This is a genomic window from Streptosporangium sp. NPDC006013 (genome assembly GCF_040614275.1).
Classification (GTDB): domain Bacteria; phylum Actinomycetota; class Actinomycetes; order Streptosporangiales; family Streptosporangiaceae; genus Streptosporangium.
The window spans coordinates 34,334-57,078 of record NZ_JBEXUE010000006.1; the positions used below are offsets into that span (position 1 = coordinate 34,334).

25 protein-coding genes and 4 pseudogenes are annotated in these 22,745 nt (G+C 67.6%); 8 read left to right on the plus strand and 21 right to left on the minus strand.

The features are described from left to right. Positions 1-132 precede the first annotated feature (132 nt). Positions 133-399, minus strand: coding sequence for a hypothetical protein (locus ABZ260_RS02005; RefSeq protein WP_355611688.1), 267 nt, complete (start codon positions 397-399; stop codon positions 133-135). Positions 400-485: 86 nt separating this feature from the next. Between ABZ260_RS02005 and ABZ260_RS02010 the strand changes: the two are divergent. After that, a pseudogene (locus ABZ260_RS02010) lies at positions 486-1,319 on the plus strand (IS630 family transposase); the annotation flags it as partial. Here the strand turns inward: ABZ260_RS02010 and ABZ260_RS02015 are convergent. After that, entirely contained in the window at positions 1,320-1,766 is a 447-nt protein-coding gene (locus ABZ260_RS02015) for a DUF4189 domain-containing protein (RefSeq protein ID WP_355611691.1), read from the minus strand. Positions 1,767-1,778: 12 nt separating this feature from the next. After that, a pseudogene (locus ABZ260_RS02020) lies at positions 1,779-2,235 on the minus strand (DDE-type integrase/transposase/recombinase); the annotation flags it as partial. Positions 2,236-2,454: 219 nt separating this feature from the next. On the opposite strand from ABZ260_RS02020, the gene ABZ260_RS02025 reads away from it, so the two are divergent. The 4 genes from ABZ260_RS02025 (at position 2,455) to ABZ260_RS02040 (ending at position 5,291) form a co-directional block, all read left to right on the plus strand. Continuing rightward, positions 2,455-3,525 (plus strand): hypothetical protein, encoded by a 1,071-nt coding sequence (locus ABZ260_RS02025; protein WP_355611695.1) that lies wholly within the window; start codon positions 2,455-2,457, stop codon positions 3,523-3,525. 331 nt (positions 3,526-3,856) lie between these two features. Continuing rightward, positions 3,857-4,195 (plus strand): metalloregulator ArsR/SmtB family transcription factor, encoded by a 339-nt coding sequence (locus ABZ260_RS02030; protein ID WP_355611698.1) that lies wholly within the window; start codon positions 3,857-3,859, stop codon positions 4,193-4,195. Beyond that, the gene (locus tag ABZ260_RS02035) at positions 4,192-4,668 is read left to right on the plus strand and encodes an SRPBCC domain-containing protein (protein ID WP_355611701.1); all 477 of its coding nucleotides are present in this window, start codon (positions 4,192-4,194) and stop codon (positions 4,666-4,668) included. Before ABZ260_RS02030 ends, ABZ260_RS02035 begins: the two co-directional genes overlap by 4 nt. Continuing rightward, complete coding sequence (locus ABZ260_RS02040; RefSeq protein ID WP_355611704.1) at positions 4,665-5,291, plus strand: dihydrofolate reductase family protein; 627 nt, start codon at positions 4,665-4,667, stop codon at positions 5,289-5,291. Before ABZ260_RS02035 ends, ABZ260_RS02040 begins: the two co-directional genes overlap by 4 nt. A gap of 786 nt (positions 5,292-6,077) precedes the next feature. Here the strand turns inward: ABZ260_RS02040 and ABZ260_RS02045 are convergent. Further along, the gene (locus ABZ260_RS02045; protein ID WP_355611707.1) at positions 6,078-6,428 is read right to left on the minus strand and encodes a helix-turn-helix domain-containing protein; all 351 of its coding nucleotides are present in this window, start codon (positions 6,426-6,428) and stop codon (positions 6,078-6,080) included. Positions 6,429-6,477: 49 nt separating this feature from the next. On the opposite strand from ABZ260_RS02045, the gene ABZ260_RS02050 reads away from it, so the two are divergent. Continuing rightward, the gene (locus ABZ260_RS02050; RefSeq protein ID WP_355611710.1) at positions 6,478-7,365 is read left to right on the plus strand and encodes an NAD(P)-binding domain-containing protein; all 888 of its coding nucleotides are present in this window, start codon (positions 6,478-6,480) and stop codon (positions 7,363-7,365) included. Between the two features lie 203 nt (positions 7,366-7,568). Here ABZ260_RS02050 and ABZ260_RS02055 read toward each other — a convergent pair whose 3' ends face one another. The 8 genes from ABZ260_RS02055 to ABZ260_RS02090 all read right to left on the minus strand — a co-directional run bounded on the left by ABZ260_RS02055 (position 7,569) and on the right by ABZ260_RS02090 (position 14,071). Further along, positions 7,569-9,038, minus strand: coding sequence for an MFS transporter (locus ABZ260_RS02055; protein ID WP_355611713.1), 1,470 nt, complete (start codon positions 9,036-9,038; stop codon positions 7,569-7,571). A gap of 682 nt (positions 9,039-9,720) precedes the next feature. After that, positions 9,721-10,305: a hypothetical protein gene (locus ABZ260_RS02060; protein ID WP_355611716.1), complete on the minus strand. Its 585-nt coding sequence runs from the start codon at positions 10,303-10,305 to the stop codon at positions 9,721-9,723. A 9-nt stretch (positions 10,306-10,314) separates the two neighbouring features. Next, entirely contained in the window at positions 10,315-10,545 is a 231-nt protein-coding gene (locus ABZ260_RS02065; protein WP_355611719.1) for a hypothetical protein, read from the minus strand. A 389-nt stretch (positions 10,546-10,934) separates the two neighbouring features. Next, on the minus strand, positions 10,935-11,423 hold the full coding sequence (locus ABZ260_RS02070) for a hypothetical protein (protein WP_355611722.1): 489 nt from the start codon (positions 11,421-11,423) through the stop codon (positions 10,935-10,937). Further along, entirely contained in the window at positions 11,420-12,610 is a 1,191-nt protein-coding gene (locus ABZ260_RS02075; protein ID WP_355611725.1) for a hypothetical protein, read from the minus strand. The genes ABZ260_RS02070 and ABZ260_RS02075 overlap by 4 nt, the downstream gene beginning before the upstream one ends. 297 nt (positions 12,611-12,907) lie before the next feature. Beyond that, positions 12,908-13,291: a VOC family protein gene (locus tag ABZ260_RS02080; RefSeq protein ID WP_355611728.1), complete on the minus strand. Its 384-nt coding sequence runs from the start codon at positions 13,289-13,291 to the stop codon at positions 12,908-12,910. Further along, positions 13,288-13,614 (minus strand): metalloregulator ArsR/SmtB family transcription factor, encoded by a 327-nt coding sequence (locus ABZ260_RS02085; protein WP_355611731.1) that lies wholly within the window; start codon positions 13,612-13,614, stop codon positions 13,288-13,290. Before ABZ260_RS02085 ends, ABZ260_RS02080 begins: the two co-directional genes overlap by 4 nt. Positions 13,615-13,636: 22 nt before the next feature. Continuing rightward, entirely contained in the window at positions 13,637-14,071 is a 435-nt protein-coding gene (locus ABZ260_RS02090; protein WP_355611734.1) for an SRPBCC domain-containing protein, read from the minus strand. A gap of 171 nt (positions 14,072-14,242) precedes the next feature. Here ABZ260_RS02090 and ABZ260_RS02095 point away from each other — a divergent pair, with 171 nt between their 5' ends. Then, complete coding sequence (locus tag ABZ260_RS02095; RefSeq protein ID WP_355611737.1) at positions 14,243-14,428, plus strand: hypothetical protein; 186 nt, start codon at positions 14,243-14,245, stop codon at positions 14,426-14,428. A gap of 482 nt (positions 14,429-14,910) precedes the next feature. Here the strand turns inward: ABZ260_RS02095 and ABZ260_RS02100 are convergent, their stop codons facing one another. Both ABZ260_RS02100 and ABZ260_RS02105 read right to left on the minus strand, forming a co-directional pair. Then, positions 14,911-15,456 carry a hypothetical protein gene (locus ABZ260_RS02100; protein WP_355611788.1) on the minus strand — a complete coding sequence of 182 codons (546 nt, stop codon included), beginning with the start codon at positions 15,454-15,456 and terminating at the stop codon, positions 14,911-14,913. A 367-nt stretch (positions 15,457-15,823) separates the two neighbouring features. Next, positions 15,824-16,471: pseudogene (locus ABZ260_RS02105) on the minus strand (transposase family protein); the annotation flags it as partial. Positions 16,472-16,864: 393 nt separating this feature from the next. Between ABZ260_RS02105 and ABZ260_RS02110 the strand changes: the two are divergent. Beyond that, positions 16,865-17,263, plus strand: coding sequence for a hypothetical protein (locus tag ABZ260_RS02110; RefSeq protein WP_355611782.1), 399 nt, complete (start codon positions 16,865-16,867; stop codon positions 17,261-17,263). Here ABZ260_RS02110 and ABZ260_RS02115 read toward each other — a convergent pair. The 7 genes and pseudogenes from ABZ260_RS02115 to ABZ260_RS02145 form a co-directional block, all read right to left on the minus strand. Then, positions 17,157-17,498 carry a helix-turn-helix domain-containing protein gene (locus tag ABZ260_RS02115; RefSeq protein WP_355611740.1) on the minus strand — a complete coding sequence of 114 codons (342 nt, stop codon included), beginning with the start codon at positions 17,496-17,498 and terminating at the stop codon, positions 17,157-17,159. The genes ABZ260_RS02110 and ABZ260_RS02115 overlap by 107 nt on opposite strands. Before the next feature lie 3 nt (positions 17,499-17,501). Beyond that, positions 17,502-18,143, minus strand: a complete 642-nt coding sequence (locus ABZ260_RS02120; RefSeq protein WP_355611743.1) for a response regulator transcription factor — start codon at positions 18,141-18,143, stop codon at positions 17,502-17,504. After that, the gene (locus tag ABZ260_RS02125; protein WP_355611746.1) at positions 18,140-19,402 is read right to left on the minus strand and encodes a histidine kinase; all 1,263 of its coding nucleotides are present in this window, start codon (positions 19,400-19,402) and stop codon (positions 18,140-18,142) included. The genes ABZ260_RS02120 and ABZ260_RS02125 overlap by 4 nt, the downstream gene beginning before the upstream one ends. Positions 19,403-19,410: 8 nt before the next feature. Then, positions 19,411-20,388, minus strand: a complete 978-nt coding sequence (locus ABZ260_RS02130; RefSeq protein WP_355611749.1) for a hypothetical protein — start codon at positions 20,386-20,388, stop codon at positions 19,411-19,413. 423 nt (positions 20,389-20,811) lie between these two features. Continuing rightward, positions 20,812-21,444 (minus strand): tyrosine-type recombinase/integrase, encoded by a 633-nt coding sequence (locus tag ABZ260_RS02135; RefSeq protein WP_355611752.1) that lies wholly within the window; start codon positions 21,442-21,444, stop codon positions 20,812-20,814. An 84-nt stretch (positions 21,445-21,528) separates the two neighbouring features. Next, positions 21,529-21,672 (minus strand): annotated as a pseudogene (locus tag ABZ260_RS02140) (recombinase); the annotation flags it as partial. Between the two features lie 335 nt (positions 21,673-22,007). Beyond that, positions 22,008-22,724, minus strand: a complete 717-nt coding sequence (locus ABZ260_RS02145) for a TetR/AcrR family transcriptional regulator C-terminal domain-containing protein (protein WP_355611755.1) — start codon at positions 22,722-22,724, stop codon at positions 22,008-22,010. Positions 22,725-22,745 lie beyond the last annotated feature (21 nt).

Below are 22,745 nucleotides of genomic sequence, written 5' to 3' on the forward strand. Positions count from 1 at the left end.
CCCACGTGCCGTGCTCACCGGCCCGCGAAGGCGCCGTCGATCCGGGTCCGCCCGATGCGCAGGTCGTCGTCGAACGTCCAGGTGCCGCCCTGGCCTCCCAGTACGTCCGCCATACACCAACCATAGATGGGTTCATCCGGTTGTGGTCGGGATCGGGGCCGTCGGCCGGGGGCGGAGTAGCGGCATCGTCGCGGCGCCGAGCAGGGCGGCGACCGCCGCGATCAGGAACGACGTGGAGTGGCCCGCCACCGGCGGGACCGTGGCTCCCGGCACGGTCATAGTGGCCAGTACGGCGGTGGCGAACTGGCTGCCGACCGCGCCGCCCACCGTACGGGCGAAGGTGTTGACGCCGTTGCTCTCGCGGTGTGTTCGGGCGCGGCGGCGCCGCTCGCGGCTCACGTCTGTCCTCTCTGTTTCATGACCTCTAGGGCGCGTATCGGGTTGTGATCAATCTTTTGGATTCGCCCTTCTGGCGGAGCCTGATCCGGCCGCCGTCGATCACGCTGGATCAGGTCGAAGACGTGGTGGTGGCGACGCTGGAGAAGACGCCGAGGAACGCCACGCACTGGTCACGGGCGTCGATGGCCCGGCGGTCCGGGCTGTCGAAGTCGACCATCGGGCGGATCTGGCGGGACTTCGGACTCAAGCCGCACCAGGCCGATACGTTCAAACCGTCGAGTGATCCGTTGTTCATCGAGAAGGTCGTCGACGTCGTCGGTCTGTATCACAACCCGCCCGAGCGGGCGGTGGTGTTGTGCGTGGATGAGAAGTCCCAGATCCAGGCGCTGGATCGCTCCGAGCCGGTGCTGCCGATGATGCCCGGCATGCCGGAGCGGCGTACCCACGACTACGCCCGTAACGGCATCACGAGCCTGTTCGCCGCGTTCAACGTCGCCGACGGAGTGGTGATCGGTGAGCTCCACCGCCGGCACCGGGCGGTGGAGTTCAAGAAGTTCCTGGTCACCATCGACAAGACCGTGCTCGAAGGCCTGGACATCCACCTGGTCTGCGACAACTACGGCACCCACAAGACCCCTGCGGTCAAGGCGTGGCTTGCCAGGCACCCCCGCTTCCATATGCACTTCACCCCGGCCGGCTCCTCCTGGATCAACCAGGTCGAACGGTGGTTCGGCTACCTGACCGAACAGAAGATCCGCTGCGGCGCCCACAAGAGCGTCCGGGCTCTGGAGAAGGACGTCCGCGCCTGGATCACCGACTGGAACGCCGACCCCAAGCCGTTCGTATGGAAGAAGACCGCTGACGAAATCCTCGACTCACTCGCCCGATATCTACAGCGAATTTCTGGCGCAGGACACTAGTTATCGTATGGTGCATTGATAGGCGACCCAGCGGCCGCCGCCCGCATTGGCTATAGCGTTCCTTTTCGCCTTGGCGGCCGTACTCCCCCTGCCGCCCCAGTAGACGTTTCTCCTGGAATTGTAGGCGACAGCGCCACAACCGTTGACGAAGGCGGTAAGGACTTTGCAGCTGGAGTGGCCGCATCCCTTCAGTGCCCGCTTTCTGGCGGCAGCCGCTGTTCTGTAGTCCCAGGACCTGCCGATACTGCCGTCCCGTGCCACGGCAATGGCCCCGTAATAGTAACGTGCTGAGCTTTCCCCCGCAGTAGCCGCAGTAGCCGCTGCGGGGGACGCCGTGGCCAGCACCCCGCTCACCATGAAGGCGCAAGCGGCGATGGCGGTGAGTTTCTTACCTAACTGCATGATGTTTCCCCTTCGTGTGGATTTGCCCCGGTTCGGTAGACACATCAGGGCTTTCGGCTATGCGGCAGCATAACCATCTTTTTGAATGGGTTTGAGGGCTTGGCGTCGCTGGTATTCGGCAGGGCTGAGTTGTCCGTTGGCGGAGTGACGACGACCCCCTCGATGTAGGCGAGTGCCGCGCGCTCGGCTTCTGACCTGGTGCGGAAGGTTCGCCGGTCGATCAGCTCGCACTCCGGTGAGGCGAAAAGGCTCTCGGTGATGGCATTGTCGAAGCACGTGCCGGTCCGGCCGGTCGAGGGGCGCACGCCGGCCTGCTCACAACGTCGACCGAACGCGATCGAGGTGTACTGCCTGGGCTCAAGGAGTCGTTGTGATGGATCACCCCGGAGCCGGGGCGGCGCTGGTGGATCGCCATCGCCAAGGCGTCGGTGACCAGCTCGGTGCGCATGTGCTCGGCCATCGCCCAGCCGACGATCCGCCGGGAGAACACATCGAGCACGACCGCCAGGTAGAGGAGGAGTCCTCGGCCGCCGGTGGCGTTGGGACGCGCCGGCGCACCAACCAGCCCAGCATCGACATCCACGGCATGGCCGTATCTGTCGAACAGGAGTCAAGTTCATCGGTCAAATTGGGCCTTCTCAGTTGCCCGGTCGGCGGGTTATCAAGAGCCTGAGCCCCGCTCACGACCACCACTCCGATGTGGACGAAGGATGACATGCGCCGGCTATGGGCAGTGATCGTACGAACGCTCTGCATCGCGGCCCTGGCCGCGACCGGGCTCGCCGCGGCCGCCACGGACGCCGCGGCGGCCGAGCCTCCCCGCTGGGGGTTCGCCGTCGTCAGGAGCGGCGCCGTCGTGGACTCCATGCGCCAGGCGGGCTCGTGGCCGGACGGGCTCAAGGTCGAGGCCACCCCGGGCGGCCCCGGCCAGGTGTTCGTGAAGTTCCCGCAGATCGGCATGGCCGCCGGGGGAGTCGCCCACGTCACGGCGATCTCCCAGTCCGCCGACTGGTGCCAGGTCCAGGGCTGGTGGCAGTCGGGCGCCGACGAGATCGTGGCGGTGCAGTGCCACCGGTACGGTGTGGGCCCGATCACCTCATGGTTCTCCGTCACCTTCGGGTACAGCGCCCAGTACCTGCCCGCGCCCCAGGCGTTCGGGTACGTGCACTGGGACGGCTCCGCCGTGGCCGCGCGGTTCAACTCCTCGGCGCCGACCGCGGTGAACACCGCCGAGCCGTTGACGGCCCCGGGAACGTGGCGGGTCACCCTGCCGGGGCTCGGCTCGGCGGGCCACGCCGGGAACATCCAGGTCACCGCGGTCGACCCGGCCGTACCGGCACGCTGCAAGCTGGGCGGATGGAGCGCGACGACGGCCGCGCAGAGCATCGTGGTGCGCTGCTACGACGCCACCGGCACATCGCTGAACACCGGATGGAGCCTGACCTACCACCGAGAGCGGGCCATCACCTGGACACCCCAGTCGTACCGCTTCGCCTACACCTTCGACAACGCCCCCGACACCCCGGGCGTCTACCTGCCGACGCCGTACCAGGTCAGCTACAACTCGCAGGCCGGGGGCGTGCAGCTCAGCAGGTCCGGGGTCGCCAGGAAGCAGGTGATCTTCGGCAACACCGGATACCGGGACAACGTCCAGGTCACCGCGTTCGGCTATGGCTCGGAGTTCTGCAACCTGCTCGCCCCCTGGGAGTCGTACCCGGCGTACGTGAGCATCCGGTACGTCACCTGCTACAACGGCGCCGTCCAGGTCGACCACCCGGCGATGATCACGTACGTGGCCCGCTAGCGCGGTGTCCGTTGGCGTGCACCGTGTTTCCGGTGTTTCCGGTGTTTCCGGTGTTTCCGGTGGGTGTTTGAGTACTCGCACCCGCTCATCGACCAGGGGCGCGGTGATTCCGGCAGGTGTCGCTCTGTCGTGGAGGATTCGGATGGGCGGCCGATCTGCCGCCGTTCCGCATCAAGATCCGGGACGCTGCGGGGATCACCGGCCTGGAGGGGCCCGATCTGCCGTCGAAGCCGATCAAGGTCTTGGCCTGCCAGCGTCATGGCCGGGCGCCTGGGACGATCTGAATACTTTGCCTTTGCGCTAAGTGTTTCGGTGGGCAATACTTAGCCGCATGGCACAGTATTCGGCCGAGCTCGACGGCGTGTTCGTCGCCCTCGCCGACCCGACGCGGCGCGGCGTCATCCGACGCCTCGGCCTCGGTCCGACGAGCGTGGGCGATCTCGCCCGAGAGTTCCCGATGACCCTTCCCTCCTTTATGAAGCACGTGCGGACGCTCGAGGAGAACGGCCTGATCCGCACGGTCAAGCTCGGCCGGGTGCGCACCTGCGTGCTCAACCACGACCGTCTCGCTCTCGTCGACGGCTGGCTCGCGGAGCAGCGCCAGATCTGGGAAGAGCGCACCGACCGGCTCGAACGCCTCGTCACCGATCCGATGGAGGAACAACCATGAACCCCGATCTTGACCTGACCCTGCAGCGGGTCATCCGCGCCCCCCGCGCCGCCGTGTGGAGCGCGTGGACCGATCCGTCCCGCTTTGAGAAGTGGTGGGTCCCGGCACCGACCGTGTGCCGCGTCGACCGCCTCGACGTCCGGCCCGGCGGCGCGCTCGTGACGCGACTGAGCGACGACGGGGTGGACTTCGTTCCGCACATCAACGCGAGCTTCCTCGTCGTCGACGAGCTCGAACGGATTGTGTTCACGAACGCGATCGACAGCGCCTGGCGCCCCGCGAATCCCGCGCCGGTGCCCATGACAGCCGAGATCACGCTGAGCGATCATCCGGACGGCACGGACTACCGGATCATCGTCCGGCACGGCGATCCGGCCGCCCGCGCCCGCCATGAGGAACTCGGCTTCTTCGAAGGCTATGGCTCGGTCACCAAGCAACTCGCCGTGGTCGCGGAGAGCCAGGCCGCACGGTGAAGATCGCTCTCACGGAGTTCGTCACCCTCGACGGGGTCAGCCAGGGCCCCGGCTCGCCGACCGAGGATACGAGCGACGGCTTCACCCGGGGCGGCTGGCTCGTGCCCCACCTGGACGAACTCTTCGTCCGGCGTACCTCCGACTGGCTGGACCTCGCCGACGGTCTGCTGCTCGGGCGGCGAACCTACGAAGCGTTCGCCCGGGACTGGCCGCAGATCACCGACCCGGACGACCCGTACACCGAGCGGATGAACTCACTACCGAAGTACGTGGTGACCAACACCCGCACCGAAGGGAGCTGGCATCCGACGACCGTGCTCCGCGGTGACCCGATCCAGACCGTCGGGGAACTCAAGGCGCAGCCAGGACGGGAACTCCAGATCCACGGGAGTGCGCGACTCGGCAACGCCCTGTTGGCGGCGGGCCTCGTCGACACGCTCCGGCTCGTCGTCGCCCCGGTCGTGACCGGTTCCGGGCGGCGGCTGCTCGACCACCCGAGCGGACCCGTCGGCCTTCAACTCGTCCGCCACGAGGTGACGGCGAACGGCCTGCTGCTGCTCCAGTACGAGACTGTCGGTGCTGCCTCGGTAGCGGAATACGAGGGCGTCACGGCCTTTGTCTAGTGCGGTGACCAGGACCGGATATGTTCACCGGGTTTGATCACGCCGCATTCTCGCACCTACAACACCTCGTGACTCGACCTGGTGCCAGGGCCTGCTCCGAGTTCGGATCTTCAGAGGTCGTCTCATCTGGTGAGGCGGCGGTAGCGGACGAAGAGCGATCGCGTTGTGGTGTCGGGTGAGGTCCGCGTCAGTTGAGCCTTCTGCCGAGCTTGGTCGAACGGCTCGGCGATCCCGTGACAGTCGGCCTCGACCAGCTCGGCGTACTACTTGACGTACCCCCGCCGGGGTGGCGGACCCGAAGCGGAACAGGGGGCGTGGCCCGCCGGGCAGATCACATCCGGGCGAGTGCTCGTCGATCCTGAACTCCAGCCCGAGTCGCTCAGGGCGTGAATTCTTCATGATCCAAAATGAAGATCTCACGAGATGGTAGGAATAGGGCGAAAGTGGGTCCTGAAGGTAGGGGGCGATGGATGAACCAGGTGCCCCGCACGATCACCGCCCACCACATGTAGCGCCGACCGCATCGCGGCTTCCTGCGCTGCCTGCACGCTCTGGCACGGGCGGTCGTAGGTGCCCTTGGCCATCATCTCGACGATGGTGCGGTGCTCGGTGTCACGGCTGCTGGAGGGACCGCGTTCCGGGCTGTTCGGGCAGCCGTGGCCGCACTGGCACCCGGTAGCCACTTTTTTGTGGGTACTTGTCGGCCGGGCCGGGGCGGCCTGAAGCTTGGTCGTGGGCGGTCGGAGGGCCGTCAGATCCAGGTGCGACGGGGAGGTTGGCGGTGCATCAGGAGACCGGTTGGGCCTCGGCCAGCTTCTCCAAGCGGCGGTGGCCCCAGTCGGAAAGAGGCGTCAACGCTTCGGAGAGTTCGCGGCCGAACGTGGTCAGGGAGTACACGGTCTTCAGTGGCCGAACATCGTGCACCTCCCGGTGGACCAGTCCGTCGGCCTCCATCTCCCGGAGCGTCTGAGTCAGCACCTTCTCGGTGAGGCCCGGCAGCCGCCGGCGCAGCTCGCCGGGGCGGCGGGGGCCGGACTCCAGGAGCCAGAGCAAAATCGTCTTCCACTTGCCGTCGATCACGGCGATCGCGGCAGTCACTCCGCACACATTCGGGTCCTGGGCGCGACTGCGCGTCATCTTCGTCCTATTCGTTGCTGCTTGTTGTTATTTCTAAGGGAGTTGAGGCATGACCTCGCACACCGAACAGTCTGCCGTCACCGTGCTCGGCCTGGGGCCGATGGGCAGGGCTCTGGCCGGCGCCTTCTTGGCTGCCGGCCTGCGGACCACGGTCTGGAACCGGACGCCGGGCAGGGATCGGGAGTTGGTCGAGCGGGGCGCGGTCGGCGCCCGATCGGCCGAGGAGGCGGTCGCCGCAAGCAGGTTGACCGTGGTCTGCGTGGTGAACTACGACGCGGTGGACGGCATCGTGCGGCGCGGTGCGGTCACCGACGCGCTCAAGGGGCACACGGTCGTGAACCTGACCGCCGACACCCCCGACCGGGCCCGGAACACCGCGGCCTGGGCGGCCGAGCACGGCATCGGGTACCTGGACGGTGCGATCATGACTCCGACCACGACCATCGGCACGCCGGCCGCGGTGTTCCTGCACAGTGGCCCCAAGGAGATCTACCGGGAGCACCGGCCGGTGCTGGACGCTCTGGGTGGCAACCACACCCACCTCGGTGAGGAAATCGGCCGGGCGGCCGCATACGACATCGCATTGCTCGACATCTTCTGGACCGCGATGGCGGGCTATGCGCACGCCCTGGCCGTGGCGAGGGCAGAAGGCGTCACCGCACGGGAGCTGGCACCGTTCGCCAAGGGCATCGGCGCGATTCTCCCGCCTCTCTTCGAGGAGGCCGCAGAGGAAGTGGACAGCGGCAGGTTCTCCGGCGAAGGCAACCCGATCACCTCGGCGGTATCGTCCATGGCCCATATCGTTCACACCTCCGAGGCCCATGGCATCGACGCGGGTGTGATGCGTGCGGCCGAAGGCATGGCGCGTCGCGCCATCGGACGGGGCCACGGCACAGACGGGTTCATCCGGATCACCGAGATCCTGAACCCCCGCTGAGGAGGCCACTATGGGGCGCGGCCCGTTCCCGGCGCCCCCGTGGAGGGTCTGCCCCGGTCATCGCGTCGGCTGAGTCAACGGGGTCAAAAGCCTCCCGGTCACCTGGGACGCGTGACCGGGAGGCGGTGACGGGTCCGAGCCGGACCGGTCGCCGAGAGGTGAGGTAGAGCGGCGGCGACCGGACGCCGGAGCCGCGGACGCTGTCAGCCGATGGGGCGCAGGTCGGCGGCGTCCGGATCGGGGACGGGCTGGGACGCGGCCGCGGCGGCCCGGGCACGCGGACCGGGGAGCCTGAGGGCGGCCAGGACGGCCGTCAGCATGACGGCGCCCAGGACATAGACGGCGGTGCGCATTCCCTCGGCGGAAGCGACACGCAGGGCCTGCCCGGACAGCCCTTCGATGTCGTGGTTGGCGACAGCCACAAGAACCGCCAGACCCGCGGCGGTTCCCACTTGCAGCGCGGTGGAGGCCACCCCGGAGGCCAGGCCCTGTTCGTCCGCCGAGACGCCGGTGCCGGCGGCGATCCACATGGCCTCGTAGGTGATGCCCATGCCCAGACCGATGACGACGATCCCGGCCAGGACGGTGAGGATGGATCCGTCCGCGTGCATGCCGGGGGCGAGGAACACGGCGCCCACGGCGTTGACGACGATGCCGATGATCAGCGCGCTCCGGGTGCCGAAGCGGTGGATCAGCCTCTCGCTGAGGAAGTTTCCTGCCGTGATCGACAGGGTCGGGCCAAGGAACGCCAGCCCGGTCTCCAGGGCGCTGAAGCCAAGGACGTCCTGGAAGTACAGGGTCAGGAAGTACGGCACGGCCTGCATCGTCAGTCCGAAGACGAGAATGACCACGACCGCTCCGCTGAGCGCGCGGTTGTGGAACAGTCGCAGCGGCATCAGCGGTGTCCGACCCCGGGCCTGGACGCGCAGGAACGTGGCCAGCAGGACCGCCGCGAGAACGGCCGCGGCGATCACCTCGGCCCGTGCCCAGCCGACCTCGGAGCCGTGCGCGACCGCGAAGATCAACAGCGTGATGCCCGCGGTACCGGTCAAGGTTCCGAGCACGTCGACGCTTCCTCTGGTGATGCGGCCGTCGGGGGGCAGCAGGGCGAAGGCGGCGACGGCACCCGCGACGGCCAGCGGGACGTTGACGTAGAACACGGCCTGCCAGCCCAGGGCCTGGGTGAGCACCCCGCCGGCCAGTGCGCCCGCGGTGAGCCCGCCGGCGCCCGCCATGGCCCAGACCGTCAGCGCACGGTTGCGCTCCCTGCCCTCGGCGAAGGCGGTGTTGACCAGGGCCAGCACCGCGGGGAACAGCACCGCGCCGGCGAGGCCCTGCAAGGCGCGCGCGGCGAGCAGCACCGCCGGCGCCGTGGCCAGGCCGCCCAGCACGGAGGCCACGCCGTACAGCGCCATGCCGAGCACGAACATCCGCCGGCGTCCCATCAGGTCGGACAGCCGACCGCCGAACAGCAGGAAGCCTCCGTAGAGGACGACGTACGCGGTGACCACCCATTGCAGGGTGTGCGGTGTGAAACCGACATCGGCCGCGATGTCGGGCAGGGCGACATAGATGATGGTGAAGTCGAGGCTGATGATCAGATGCCCGAGCGCGAGCAGCGCGAGGCTCCATCCCGGCCGTCGGCTGCGGGCCGGGGACTGAGTTGTGGACATGGGTGTGCCTTTCGTCCGTGTGTGGTTCGGTGGCCTGTCATGGCTGCACCGGGACCGGCGGACATTTGTTGGCACACCCCTTGAGGGCACTGGGGTGGGCGGCGCCCGGGCTCGGTCCGTCCGGTCCGGTCATCGCCCCTCCCCTCCCTGCGTGCTCTGTGCTGTCTTCAGGACGAATATGCCGCTCGCCGCGGGCCACGACATCGGACGTCCGGTCAGCATGATCCGGGACCTTGGACCTAGGACCACCGGAGGTCTCCGTGGCGAGAACGCGAGGCCGTTGGCCTGTCGGCCGTCGAGGAGGCTGAGTGCGGCAATCGGAATGTCGCTTCGCGTGTACCTGGTGACACCGTCCTTAACGACAGCCCGAGTTGCTGGGGCTCACCTTCGGCGACTGGCGCCGGGCCGAGGACGCCGGGCTGATCGGCGCCCCGGACCGGGATCCGTACTGGACCCGGGCCGCCGCCGAGGACCTGGCCGGCCGGGCCACCCAGCTGCGCCAGGCGATTCCGCCGCAGCCGCTGGGCGCGCGCAGATGCGCGGAGATGCTCAGCGAGGCCACCGGCCTGGACGTCGGCGAGCCCGACATCATTGCCCTGGCTGAGCGCGGCCTGACATCCGTGGTCGACCACTACAAGGACTGGCCGCTGCGGGATCGAAGCGATCGCGGCCGTGACACATATCAGGAACCTGTGTCGGCGCTTTGCTGTCGCGGCGTGGATCTGTCAGGGACGCCGGAGACGAGGTGCCACGCCGTCGTGGCCCACAGGACGGTGGCGGAGCCCAGACCGGCCACGGTTTGGACCCCGGACTCCGAGGCCCCGGAGAGCGCCATGGCGCAGCCGGCCACGCCGACGACGATGAGCAGGCTGCCGGTCCAGCGGTACTCGAGGCGGCCGAACGGTCGCGCCAGCGGGAAGAAGTGCGCGCCGACCACGATCGCGATGAGTGCCGGTATCCAGCTGTACCCGCCGGTGATGTTCCCGACCACGATGACGACCGCGATCCCCACTCCCTGGCCGACGTTACTCCACTTGAAAGCGCGCGCGCTGCGTTCGTACGCCTCGCGCCCGCCGGTTCCGTCGAGGCGGGCAGCAAGGACAAACAGGGTCACGGCGAGGACGGCTCCGGCGACGAGGGCGGCGGTACGGGCGGAGCCGTCCAGGACGACGGAGCCGACGAGCCACCAGACGGTGCCGAAGAACGTCAGGATCATTCCGGAACCGCGGGTGCCGTACTGAGGGCTCGGGCGAAGAAGGGCACACATGACGTCCATCTAAGCCAACCGGGCGAGGGTGCGCAGCACGCCGGTGGCGGCGGTGTGAATGTCGTCCGCCTCGGATTCGGGCAGGTCGGCGCAGCGGCGGATGAGCGTGGCCGGACCGAGCCCGGCCAGGGATTCGCGTAACTGCGGGTCGGCGTGGACCAAGATGGCGCGCAGCTGGTTGAACGAATCAACGCCGGGGCCCTGGGGTACATCCCGAACGACGACTCCGCGCAAGGGCACCGAGGATCTCCGACGTGTCGCCGGGTCATCTCTCGTCGTCGTAGATGTCAGCGAAGATCACGATGGTTACCCCTTCGTAGTCCGCAACCGATGCGTGTAGATGCAGGCACCCATCCCGCCGGATTCCGTTGGGCCACTCCTCAGCGCTCAGTGCGGTTCGCCAAGCGTTGAAGTCACTGTGACGCTCTATGGGATCAGTCGCACTGCACTCCCCCGTGAGCGTTGGCCCGGATTTCGCGTCACTTACTTTCCACGAGATAACAGGCAGTCGTTCTCTACCTGTCCATTAAAGCATATGCCCGAGAACCTCATACGCCTGCCTCTGCAGGTCGAGCTGTTCAGGAATAGCGCTTTTCATGCCCTCACCCTACGACTTGACGGAATCCGCGTTACTGGAGAATCGCCGCATCGGGCAATACGATCGGCTTTTCTCCTCGCTCATGGTCATACATACCGGCGAGCGCAGGCAGGAAGGCGACAAGGTGCCCCTTCCATCGGTCACAGAGCGCTGCGCGTGCGACCGAATCAGTGTGAAGAAGGAAAAGAAGATGGCGTAGGCCATGCATGAGAACGTCGATATAGCGAGGAATCGGCGCTTCGTTGGCCTGGACCGGAATTGGCTTGCCGACCGCTTCGGGAAGAGCAGGGCTGATCGGACTTGCCTGCTTCCACTGATCGCGAACTAGGTCCGTGCAGGAAATTATCGCAACGTAAGTGAGAATTACGTCACCTTCCTCTGCGCGCCACGAGGCGGAATGTAAGAGCTTCACCTCTGCCGTTTCCACATGTTCCGATAGAAGCACCTCGGCGGTTGTATGCGGGTCGCTCTCGTGTGCGATTACGTCGGACCGCAACGCCTTGCGTTTTAACGCGATCACGCTGACTTCTTGAGCGTGGGGTGACGCTGAGCTGGGGTGCTCGTCCGTCCTCGAGGTCGTCCCGGACCCGCCTTGGAGGGTTTTGGAGGGGTAGCCGGGGTGCCGATGATCGGTAGTACCCGGGCGAAATCCCGGCGGACTCGTCCGGGTGACAGCCGGCGGTGGTGACGGCGTTCCCAAGGGGAGCGTTGATCTTGGGCGAGGCTGCGGGCGAGCAGGAGCTGGGCGTAGGCGGCCAGTAGTACCCAGGTCCAGCGCATCGCCTGTTCCGGGTGGTGGGGGGCGACATTCGTCCAGCTCAGCACGCTTTTCAGGAACTTCAGGTAGTGCTCGATGTCAAATCGGCGAAGGTAGGATCTCCAGCATCGTTCCAGATCGGGGCTGCCCTGGCCGGACCAGAACAGCCACATCGGCTTCGGGGCGGGGCGGCGTCCGCCGGGCAGGCGAGGCGGCGGATCACGGTACAGCAGCCGATCATTACGAATGCGCACCAGCACCTCGATGTCGTCGTTGCCCACCGTGGTGTGCACCCCGCACAGCTGATGGTGCGTGCCCTCGGGCAGGTCGGCGCAGTGCTGGGCGTGCTCGCCGGTCACATCGTGCTCGCCGTGCAGCTCATAGACCAGCACGGCCAGGTCGTATCCGGTGTCGTGGACGAACAGCTTGCGCCCGGTGCGTCCGGCCGCGCGCAGCCGCCCGGCCAGGGCGCGGATCTGCTCGACAGCGGCCAGCGTCTGCGCCGGCCCGCCGGTCGGCACCCGGACCACATCCATCGGCGCGACCCACGAATCGTGATCGAGATTGAGCTGTGTCACGTGTTGCCAGGCCCAGCCGGGTACCCCACCGTCCACCCCGCCTGGCCCGGACAGATGGTGCCACTCCCGGCCGGGACTGGTCTCGGCGTACGGTCGCGGGTGGGTGCTGGCGTCCACCGCGAAGGTCAGCGGCCACTCGGGCGGGCCAGCGGCCACCAGCAACTCACCCACCCGTTCCGCATCGATCCGGCCTGTGGCCAGCGCGTCGTACAGGCTGCCCCAGCTGCGGCGAAAGACCGGCTCCAGGCTCAGATACGGCAGCGAGGTGACCGTCGGCGCGGACAACACCGCGTCCGTGAGCTCGAATAACGCGTCCGCGCGCACGGTCAGGCAGTCATACCAGCCCCCGCGGAACTCGGCCAGTTTCGCCATCGATGACGCACTCGTCGTTGCTGCCACTCCCGCGCGCAGCGGTACACCCGTCATACTGGACCCTGCGGCCATTGTTGTGATCTTCACTTCTTCGCAGAACAGAAGATCGGCGATGGCCGTACTCATGTCACGACGACGTGCCGCTCCGCCACCCAATCGTGATCATCCAGGACGAGCGACTGTCCTGCGACAGCAAACCTTGGGCTTGTGTCATCGAAGCTTGAGCGACTCGGGAAGCTGGGCGTTTGGCTCCGCGCTACCGCCGAGGTAGCTGCTCACCTCATCGGGACATCACGATCAGCCGGACTCCGCAAGCAGATGTATGACACCGGCCGGGTTCTTGATCCAGTGGGTTCTGGAATCGAGGTTCTCCAGGGGCTCGACCTCGTCACACGGGTGGATACCGATATCGGCCAGTTTGCTCGCTGCCGCGTCCAGGTCACCGGTGTGCAGCTGCAGCCACAGGTCGGGCTGGCTGTAGTTGTCGACACAGTCGAGCCACAGCGTATTGGGACCGAACCGCACCGAATGAGTTCTCGAGACGGTCGGAGCGTAGAAGACGTCGTCCTCTTTGACCTCGAAGCCCAGAGTGTCGCGGTAGAAGGCCACGGTGGCCTCGTACTGCGCCTTGGGGATCTTCATGGCGATGTTCAGGCCGGCGGTGAATTCAGGCTTGCTCATTGTTGCGTGACTCCTTGGTTCGTGTCAGTGGCGTCCAATGCACCTTCCAGCGCGGCCAGCCGGTCATCCCACCTGTTGGCGAGCCTGGCCAGCCACACCTGGGCCGTGCGAATGGCGGCTGGTTCCAACCGGTAGGGATGGCGGCGGCCGGCCGGTTCGCCGGAGCTGATCAGGCCCGCTTCGGAGAGCTGGCCCAGGTGCTTGGCGATCGCCTGGCGGCTGATCGGCAACCGCCGCGCCAGATCAGTGACGGTTGCGGGCCCGGCGCGGGCAAGCTCCTCCAGCAGCGCCCGCCGCGTTGGATCGGTGAGCGCCGCGAACACCGCAACGGCCTGCCCCTCCACATCAGGCGGCCGCATCGAGGTAGGCCCCCAGGTCGACGAGCTCCGTGTCCCATCCCTGACTGTTGGCCTTGCGGGCAGACTGGGCCACGTCGTCGGCGGCCTGGGCGAATCCGCTCTCTACGAGGCGTAGCCGAGTGCCGTCCGGTACGGGCTCCAGGGTGAAGTCCACAAACGTCTGGAGAACGTCATCCTCCGGCAGGCCCTCGATTGCCCACCTGAACGCGAAACGGTGTGGTGGGTCGACCACCGCGATGGTGGCGACGGACTCCTCGCCGAGGTCGTCCCAACGGAAGAACGCGCGCCCACCGGGCCGCAGATCTATCTCCGCCACCGAACCGAACCACCGCGAGAGCCCTTCCGCGGTGGTCAGCGCGGCCCACACCCGCTCGATGGGGTGCCGCAGCACCACCACACGTTCGATCGCGTCCGAAACCATGCTCACTCTCCTTCGCAACCCGCGGGTTGCCATTAATTGGCAACCTATAGGTTGCGATCGTTGCCCCGCAAGCCCCAGCACGGAGGGCGACTTACTACGCACCCGCACATGCGGCATCCCTCACCAGCAGGGATAAGGCGTTCACTCCTTGAAGAGGCCGCCTCACCCCTCATGGATGTGCCGTACGCGCTACGGCACGCGGCAGTGTCCACCTGGCTCAACGCCGGGGTCCCGGCGCCCCAGGTCGCCGAGTGGGCGGGACGCAGCGTGGATGTGCTTCATCGGGTCTATGCCAAGTGCATCCACGGCCAGGATGGCGAGGCCATGCGGCGGATCTCGGAGGCCACCAAGGGCTGATCCCCGTGGGAACGCATTGGGAACGATCAGCCGTAGATCGCCGTTGACGACCATGAACAGCCGGACATACGAGAACAGCCCCCTCACCGCGTTTCCGCTGGTGAGAGGGCTGTTTCTGCTGGTGTGGCAGGTGCAGGACTTGAACCTGCGTAGGCTGAGCCGACGGTTTTACAGTCCCTCCGCGATAATGCTCTTACCTGCACCTTTAAAGATCCCCCCGTCTCTGTGGGAACACATCGGGAATCGGCGGGACCGTAGCGGCTTTTTGGCAAGATTGGGACCGGCCCCATGCCATCCATCGGGGTACATCCCAGGGCCCCGGCGTTCCTGTCAATCTGCCGCTGCGGCGACGCCCCGCACATCGTCCTCAGGTCGCCGCGGGATCCTCCCGAGGTCGCGACGGCGTCTACGGCATTGCAGTCACCTCCGCGCGGATGCAGGGTGCGCGACCTCGCCCGACGTGCGCCAGATCGCCTGCCCTGTCAGTCATGGACCTTGAAGTCCCCGTGGCTCGTCTTGAGAATCGGCGCCGTGCCCTGGCAATCGTTGATCGGCGCGTTCATGAACCCCCACATCCAGTAGAGCCTGTCGGAACGGCCGTTGTCGTGCACGGTGAACGAGACCTTCTGGCCGGTGACGTCCGTGTTCTTCTCATCCGTAAGGTTCGCGTAACCACGGGTGATAACGCCGGTGGCGACGGCGACCTCACCGCCCACCAGCAGACAGGTGATCTTCCCCTCGAACTCGGCGACGACGCCACCGGTCCTGCCCTTCCCGTGGAACACCTTGAAAGTCCCCTTCGTGGTGCCGGGTCCGCCACGGGCCTCGATCTGGAACTTCACCGGGTCCCCGGCCCAAGATCCGAACGTCTTGGTCAGTTTGCCGCCCGCGGATCCGGACAGCCGGGGCCCAGGGTCGGAAGGCGCGGTTCCGGCGAAGGACGCCGTCGCCGTTCCGGTGATCAACGCAAGCGTGGCAGCCAGTCCGGCAATTCCACGTCGTCCCCACAGCTTTTTCGTATCGGTCACGTCGCGGCTCCCTCGGTAGATTGCGTTCTACGGTTCCGCCAATCTGCCACCCCGGGGGTGCCCTGGACGTCGTCGTCAGGTCTCGACGAGATCCTCCGGAGGTCGCGATCGGGGTCATCCCCCAAGAGGACCGCGTTCGTGGTGAGCGGGAGTCGCCGCCCCGGTGGCCATGATCGACCGGCAAGCGACCGACCGCACGTCTCGGCGTCGCCGGAGACGACCGGGCCGGCGCCGCAGCCAACCCTTCCAGCAGGTTGCCTGAATAGAAGGGGGCCGGGGCTGGCAGTACTCCGCTGCGTCTGACGGGCCGACGCCTCGTCCGAGCTGTGAAGGACGCCGTGCCCCTGCGAGCCTCTTCCATCTTGATGGTGAGTTCGCCACCTTTGGGTTTCTTCACCGGGTGGCGCACAGCCGGGCTGAGGTTCTCATATCCCAGGTCGGTCAGGGTGAGCAGGCCCTGTTCGGTGGCAACCTGTTCCAGCATGGCCAGCAGGCCGTCGGCCGCTTTGGCGCAGATGGTGTCGTGTTCGCGGCCTGGCCGGACCGGCGAGGTCCACAGTGGCCATCCCTCAGGATCGGACAGCACCTGGACGTTACCTCCGTGGTGCTTGTGTTTTCCGCTCCACCACAGGTCGGCGCCGTTCGGGCCGGGGGTGGCGACCCGGTCGGTACGCAGCACGGTGCCATCGAGATTGAGGTGACCGGCTCCGTCGCGCTGAGCTTCGGCCAGCGCGGTGGCCAGGTCTGGCGCCTGGGCGGCCATCACGTCGATGCCCTCGTGCAGATAGTCGTAGGCGGTGCTCTTGCCGATGGCGTTGTCGGCGGCCAGTTGCCGGACTCGGGTGCCGTCCAGGAACCAGCGCAGCACCAAGACCGCCTGATTGAACGGCCCGAGCGCGCGAGTCCCGGCCCGAGTGCCGAGATTGGCCCGGTGACCTGCGAGAAGACCGGACAGGAACTCGACCGTCTCCCGCTGGACGTCAAGGACGGCGGTATATGTGACGCTGTTGGACACGTGAAGCCTCTGCTCGGAAGCTGATCTGTCGCAAGACCACTTCTAGCAGGGGCTTCACTGCCTTGGGTCTACGGCCCGGCCACGCCGTACGGCACGCGAGCCGACCGCGACGATCACCATCCGTGATCTTCGGTTACGCGGGAGGCCTCAGTGTGCTGGCCACGCGTCGTGGTCCTGTCAGGGCTGGCACCTCGGGTGTGACATGGCGGCGCAGGTGCGACGTCTCCGCAGATCAGATCCAGGTGCAGCTCCCACGAAACTTGTTGAGGACGGAAATTCTGTTGTGTCTAAATCGATGCTTTGATACACGTTGGCGTCCACCATGAGGAGGCTCCCTTGCTGACTGGAGAACGCGTTCGCCTGCGAGCCCTTGAGCCGGATGACAGCGAAGCGATGTGGCGCTGGTATCACGACCCGCAGGTGGGCCGATGGATGGGCGGAGATCCGCCAATCTCCCTAGCTCAGAACATCGAGAAGGGGCAGAGCAGGCCACGCAACACTTTCGAACAGATGGCGCTCGGTATCGAGACGCTCGATGGTCAGAAGTTGATCGGATACGTCGCCCTTGGCGAGACCGACTTCGTCCATCTGTTCCTCGGAGAACATCTTCTCGGACAACGCACCACTTCTACCTGCCGTACCGGACGAAACCGGAACGAACGTAGCGGCAGTGATCATCCAGTCGTCAAATGCTGCTGTTACCCCAGGCCAGGCGATACTTCGTTGGAAATTTCTTCATTGCTACCGGGACCCCGAGTTCGGGGACGTACGTGTAGATCGTGGAGCGGCTGACGCCGAGAAGCCGGGCGATGGAAGAGACGGTGTTGTCCGGCCGGGTGAGCAAGTCACGGGCATGCCGGATCTGCTCGGGCGACATCGCCGGCGGGCGCCCGAGACGCCGGCCACGGGCACGAGCGGCGGCCAGGCCCTCATAGGTGCCTTCCACGATGAGCTCGCGAATGAACTCGGCCAGCGCGGCGAAGACGTCAGCCGGGTGTACTCGGTGGTCTGACCCAGGTCGGGCCACTGCCTAACGCTCACCCGGAGTGACAACGCCGGATTCGTACGCCAGGACCACCGCCTGGACCCGGTCGCGCAGCCCTAGCTTGGTCAGGATGCGCCCCACATGGGTCTTGACCGTGGTCTCCGACAAGAACAACTCGGCCCCGATCTCGGCGTTGGACGCGCCCCTGGCCAGGCTGAGGAAGACTTCACGCTCACGTTCCGTGAGCATCTTGAGCACAGCCTCCGGGTCGGTGTCGGCCTTCGCGACGAGCCGCCCGATGAGCCGGCGGGTCGTGGCGGGCGCGATGATCGAGTCGCCCCGGTGCACGTGCCGGATCGCAGCGATGATCTCCTCTCCTGGCGCGTCCTTCAGCATGAACCCGCTCGCACCGGCCCGTAGCGCGGCCAGGGCGTGCTCGTCGAGGTCGAACGTGGTCAACACCAGCACCTTCGGCGGGTCGTTCAGCCGCTGGATCTCCCGGGTGGCTGTGACACCGTCCATCCGGGGCATGCGGATGTCCATCACCACCACCTCGACGCGCCGCGACTCCAACGCCTTCAGGGCCGCCAGGCCGTCAGCGGCCTCGGCGGCCACCTCCATGTCGGGCTGGGACCTGACGACCATGGTCAGGCCGTTGCGCAGCAGCTCCTGATCGTCGACGATCATGATCCTGATGATGGGAGACTCCTCGGCTCATAGGGCACGGTGGCCGACAGGACGAAGCCGACGCCGGCGCGTCTACCGGCCTTCAGAGTGCCTCCCACCATGCTGAGCCGTTCGCGCATCCCGGTCAGCCCGACGCCGGCCCCTTCGGCGGGCGGGCCGTCGCCATCGTTGGTGATAGTGATGTGCAGTTCGTCCGGGCGCCACGCCAGCGTCAGGTCGGCCGCGGCCGACGCCCCCGCGTGCTTGATCACGTTGGTCAGCCCCTCTTGGATGACGCGATAGGCGGTCAGGTCGGCGGCGGGGCGCAGCGGCCGGGCGTCCCCGGCCTCTTGTACGGCGACGCGTACGCCCGCATCGCGCACATGGTCGAGCAGGTCGGACAGGTCGCCGAGGCCCGGTTGCGGAGCGGTGCCGCCGTCGGCGCGCAGCACCCCCAGAAGCCCGCGCATGTCGCGCAGGGCCTCGCGCCCGACCCCGGCGATGGTGGCGAACACACCCGCCCCGGGCGAGTCCGGATCGGACAGCCGACCACCCTCCGCCTGGCTGACCATGACGGCGAGCGAGTGGGACACCACGTCGTGCATCTCGCGGCTGATGCGGTCGCGCTCGGCCCGCGCTGCCTCCTTCCGCTCCAGCGCACGGTCGGCTTCGGCCCGCTCGGCCTTCGCTCGGAGCTCGGACAGGAACAACCCCCGCATACGGCTGAGGCGGCCCAGCGACCACAGGCACGCCGCCACGGCGACCAGGCCGACCGACAGCCCGATCCGCCACGCGACCAGCTCGTAGGAACCCGACGACCCGCCCCACGAGGCCGGATTCCACAGACGCGCCAGGAGCAGGCCCACACCCGCCAGGGCGACGGCCAGGCAGACCAGGCCAGGCAGCAGGTCGAGCCGGCCGGACGCCGTGTAGAGCAGCAGCCCGAAGACCAGCGTGCTCGGCAGCAGCACCGCCGGATAGTAGGCGCCGCCCGGGTCGTGCAGCGGCGGCAACGCCACCAGCAGCAGCATCGCCGCTGCGGCCAGCCCGTACGCCGCCAGCGGGCGCAGCCGACGCGGAACAACGCAACCATGCAGCACCAGCAGGCCGAGACCCGCGAGCAGGCGGAGCGACAGGGGACTGTCCGAGGCCCGGAGCAGGCCCAACGAGACCAGGCCGAGCGGCAGGACGAGCAGGACGGCGAGCACGGCATCGGCGCTCACCTGATGCCGGTTGAGAAGGGAGTCCACCGCGGCGCCGGTAGACCGGGACTCTCGCACGTCCACCATTATGGTCGGCGTGCGTGAGCGAGGTGCCGACGGCGTGAGAGGTAGGCCAGCGCGGCCACCGCCAAGGCCACACCCCACAGCGGCCACAACATCTCCGGCAGCCAGGCACCCAACTCGCCGGCAGCGCCCGCCGGGCCAACCTGCTCGCCGGTGAGCTTCTTGCGCACGTACATCAGTCCGGCAGAGGTGATGGGTAGGGAGACGGCCAGAGCCGCGCAGGCCGGGAATCGCGCCGGAATCGGCAGCCCCCGCAGGAACGGCACCCAGCGCGGCCAGTTCTCCCCCCAGGGCCGTACCAAGCCGACGGTCAGGACCGCGCCGAGGAGACCGAGCGTGCTGAGACCGGCGCCGATCGGGGTGATCTCGGCGATATCGGCCAGGAATTGGTCGCTGATGCCGACGGGCACGCCCAGGAGCCAGCCGAAACGGGTGACGGCGTAGACGACGGGGACGGCGACCGCGACAGCCGTCGCGTACTGCCCGATCCGTAGCGCGCCGGCGGCGCTGCCGGGCCGTCTGGACCCTCCGATCAGCGCGCGTGTCCCCAAAAGCATCAGGCTGACGCCGGCCGCCATCAGAATGAGCAGGTTGACGCTCGGCCACGTCAGCATGGTCGCGATCATCGAGAATTCGGCCTGGCCGACCAGCGCGGCGGCCAGCATCACCGGCAGGTAGCCGGCGGTCATCATGATGCGCACGTCGGGCAGGAGGACCGCCAGGCCGACTCCGGCCACGACGGCCACGACGGCGGGGGCCCGGTTGAGCGGGCCTCTGGCGGCGAGCACGGCGACAACGCCGGCCACCAGCGCCGACATCGCCAGCAGGCCCCCGCCGGCCGCCGGCGGAAGAGGATCGAGCAGGGTGTTGCCCGCCCCCGTACGGCCGGCGTCGAACGGATATCCGGGCCCTCCAAAAGCCCAGAGCAGGCCGAGGGCCAGATAACTCACCGACCAGACGACGATGATCAGGACCGGCACGCTCGTCCGGCGGCTTCCTGGAGCAGAGGTGTTCACCCGGCCCAATCTGCCGCCGCGGCGATGCCCCGCACATCGTCACCGGGTCTCACCCGCCTCCTCCGGAGGTCGCGACGGCGTCGTCCCAGCGGAGGACCTCTCAGCCGCGGTGAGCTCGGGATGACACTCGACCGCCCAGCCGGCGAGGGCGGGCCGGGGCTCCCGCGGGTGGTTGGACGGCATGCGGCAGGAGTGGCCGCTCCACGATCTACACGTACGTCCCCGAACTCGCGACAGGCCGTGCCGTCGAACAGCCAACGGCGCGAGGCGAGATCACCAGTTTGTAGTCCTGCAGGGGCCCGGGGGCGAGGAACCGGCGGACAGCCGTTGGCGCTGAGAAGGATCTTGGTCGCAGGGAGTGAGGTCGCTCTTGGTCGTGAAGGTTCTTCAGCGGGTTGCCCGGTCGCGGCGTCGGCGGGCGGCGCGGATCTCGGCGTCGGCGACCTTGTCGTCGAGTAACGCGTACAGCTGCGTGGTCTCGGTGGAGGCGTGCCCGAGGCGGCGGCGGACGGCCTCGATGGAGACGCCGGCGTTGATGAGTTCGGTGGCGTGGGCGTGCCGTAGCTGGTGGATGTCGATCTCAACGCGTGCGGCGGCGCAGTAGCGCTGCCAGCGGTGGTGGGCGGCGTCGTAGGACAGCGGACCGCCGCGGCCGTTGATGGAGGCGCGGAACAGCGGCCCGGCGGTGTAGCCGACGCGGGCCAGATAGAGCTTGAGCAGGGTGACGTAGCCGCGATCGTCGAGCAGCACGGTGCGTACGCTGCCGCCCTTGCCGTGGATGCGGACGTGTTCGTCGTCCAGCCGCAGGTCAAGGTCCTCGACGTACAGGCCGCACACCTCCGAGGCGCGAGCGCCGCAGACGTAGGCGGTCTCGAACAGCACCCGGTCGCGCAGCCGGTCCAGCGGCAAGTCCTTGCGCGGCCGCCGCGAGCAGATCACGGCCAGCACCTTGGCGACGTCGGCGCCTGTGGCCGGGCGCGGCAGGCTCTTGGGCACCTTGACGGTGTCGATGCGGTCCATCGGGTTGGCCTGCAGGAGGTCGTGCCGGACGGCCCACTTGGTGAAGGAGGCGATTGCGGCGCGCTTGCGCTTGCGGCTGGCCGGCGACAGGTCGATGAGTTCGGCCAGGAAGGCGCGGACCGGCGCGGCAGACAGTGCGCCGGTCTCCTCACCGTAGTGGGCGGCGAAGGCGATCAGGTCGCCGCGGTAGGCGCGCCGGGTGTGCGCGGAGGCGCCGGCGTTGGCCAGGTCGGTGAGGAAGTCGTCGAGATGGCGGGCGAGCGGGTGCGGCCGAGCTGCTCGGCGATGACCGGATCCACCGTGCCGACCTCCGCCATTCGCCGGGTTGCCAGATAACCGGGAAACGAAGCGTCCGTGCTGGGCAGCGGTGTCCCAGCTCGCACACGTCCATGATCGCTATCTTGCCAGATAACGAAGGTTATCCCGCAACACCTCAAATGCCGTGCCCCGGTTGAAGGGCTCCGCCTGCATCGTGGATGGCCGTATGGCGACAACCTCGTCTGTCCGGTCTCGCTCGCGCCACGGGTTGTTCGCTGTCTGCTCGAGCCCCGATGCGGCCGTCCTCAAATGTTCAGGCGGGCGGCGATGCCGTCGAGGAGGCAGTTGAGGCCGAGGTCGAACTGCCATCGCCTGTCGTCCTTGCGAGTGGCGGCGCGCAGGTAGTGCTGGTAGGTGGGGTAATGGCCGGTGCGCATGTGCCAGGCCATGAGGGGGGCGAGCTCGGTGCGCAGTTCGTCGCCGCTGGACAGGCTCTGCTCGCTCATGAACGCATCGACGGCGCTGTCGTAACTCATGGCGCCCTGCACGTAGGCGTCCACGCCGCGGAAGATGCCCATCATCATGTCGGGGTCCAGGCCGAGGCCGTCGAGCGCCATCAGGGACTGCTCGGCCACGGCCATTCGGCTGGGCGTCAGGGCGAGCTTGGTTTGCGGTGGGAGCTGAGCCAGCCACCGGTGCTCCAGCATCAGCTCGCGTGTGCCCACGGCCAGGGCGTGCAGGCTCTCCCGCCAGCCGAGGCCGCCGGGCAGGCGCATGCCTGTGTAGACGTGGTCGACCATGAGTTCCAGCAGGTCGTCCTTGCCTGATACGTAGCGGTAGGGCGCCATGGGAGCGACGCCCAGTTCTGTGGCCAGGCGGCGCATGGTAATGGCCTCCAGGCCCTCGGCGTCGGCGACCGCAACGGCGGCCATGGCGATGCGCTGCGGAGACAACGTCTGGCGGGGTGCCGGTGCGGGCCGTTCCAGCCGCTCCCACAGCGGTGCGCTCTTGTCGGTGGTCATGCCGTTGTCCCTTTCCCCTCG

Bases quoted from the DNA above. Each gene is read 5' to 3' on its own strand.
- ABZ260_RS02090 (WP_355611734.1), bottom strand. From the start codon at position 14,071: ATGGTTTCGGACGCGATCGAACGTGTGGTGGTGCTGCGGCACCCCATC.
- ABZ260_RS02015 (WP_355611691.1), bottom strand. From the start codon at position 1,766: ATGTGTCTACCGAACCGGGGCAAATCCACACGAAGGGGAAACATCATG.
- ABZ260_RS02050 (WP_355611710.1), top strand. From the start codon at position 6,478: ATGACCTCGCACACCGAACAGTCTGCCGTCACCGTGCTCGGCCTGGGG.
- ABZ260_RS02035 (WP_355611701.1), top strand. From the start codon at position 4,192: ATGAACCCCGATCTTGACCTGACCCTGCAGCGGGTCATCCGCGCCCCC.
- ABZ260_RS02080 (WP_355611728.1), bottom strand. From the start codon at position 13,291: ATGAGCAAGCCTGAATTCACCGCCGGCCTGAACATCGCCATGAAGATC.
- ABZ260_RS02055 (WP_355611713.1), bottom strand. From the start codon at position 9,038: ATGTCCACAACTCAGTCCCCGGCCCGCAGCCGACGGCCGGGATGGAGC.
- ABZ260_RS02120 (WP_355611743.1), bottom strand. From the start codon at position 18,143: ATGATCGTCGACGATCAGGAGCTGCTGCGCAACGGCCTGACCATGGTC.
- ABZ260_RS02075 (WP_355611725.1), bottom strand. From the start codon at position 12,610: ATGGCGAAACTGGCCGAGTTCCGCGGGGGCTGGTATGACTGCCTGACC.
- ABZ260_RS02145 (WP_355611755.1), bottom strand. From the start codon at position 22,724: ATGACCACCGACAAGAGCGCACCGCTGTGGGAGCGGCTGGAACGGCCC.
- ABZ260_RS02045 (WP_355611707.1), bottom strand. From the start codon at position 6,428: ATGACGCGCAGTCGCGCCCAGGACCCGAATGTGTGCGGAGTGACTGCC.
- ABZ260_RS02030 (WP_355611698.1), top strand. From the start codon at position 3,857: ATGGCACAGTATTCGGCCGAGCTCGACGGCGTGTTCGTCGCCCTCGCC.
- ABZ260_RS02135 (WP_355611752.1), bottom strand. From the start codon at position 21,444: ATGGACCGCATCGACACCGTCAAGGTGCCCAAGAGCCTGCCGCGCCCG.
- ABZ260_RS02095 (WP_355611737.1), top strand. From the start codon at position 14,243: ATGGATGTGCCGTACGCGCTACGGCACGCGGCAGTGTCCACCTGGCTC.
- ABZ260_RS02110 (WP_355611782.1), top strand. From the start codon at position 16,865: ATGTGGCGCTGGTATCACGACCCGCAGGTGGGCCGATGGATGGGCGGA.
- ABZ260_RS02060 (WP_355611716.1), bottom strand. From the start codon at position 10,305: ATGTGTGCCCTTCTTCGCCCGAGCCCTCAGTACGGCACCCGCGGTTCC.